Here is a 464-nt window from a genome sequence, read left to right as displayed (position 1 = left end):
CTGCATGTGCCGTTCACCAGCCTTGCGCGTTTCGATCAACGACTGACGAATCACTCCAGAGGCACCGGCTGGGAAGCGGTGATCGGCTATGCCGGGCCCGAACCCGTCGGCTACGCCTACGCCGCACCGCTGCCCGAGGATGCCCGCTGGTGGACACACATGACCACCCCCCTGCCCGAAGGTTTCACGAAAGAGACCGGGTCACGCACGCTCGCCCTGTTCGAGTTGATGGTGCGCAAGCCGTGGCGGGACACGGGCGCCGCGCACGCCATTCATGAGGAACTGCTCAGCCGACGCACGGAGCAGCGGGTCACGCTGCTGTGCGAGCGGGAACACCCCCGGGTCAAGGCGCTCTACGAGACGTGGGGATACGCCCACATAGGAGACCAGCGGCCGTTTCCCGACAGCCCTCTGTTCGCCGTCATGGTGCGCGCCCTGCGCCAGGACAGCCCTTAGGTCAGGAC

1 protein-coding gene is annotated in these 464 nt (G+C 66.6%); it reads left to right on the top strand.

Features of this window, described 5'->3' with window-relative positions:
• On the top strand, positions 1-456 hold a 456-nt coding region (locus AC1DYK_RS35755; RefSeq protein ID WP_478170579.1), incomplete at its 5' end, for a hypothetical protein.
• Between the last annotated feature and the right edge of the window lie 8 nt (positions 457-464).

This window comes from Variovorax sp. P2_H12 (genome assembly GCF_056403395.1).
Note: the sequence above shows the minus strand (reverse complement) of the source record. Positions and strands in the feature narration are given on the sequence as shown.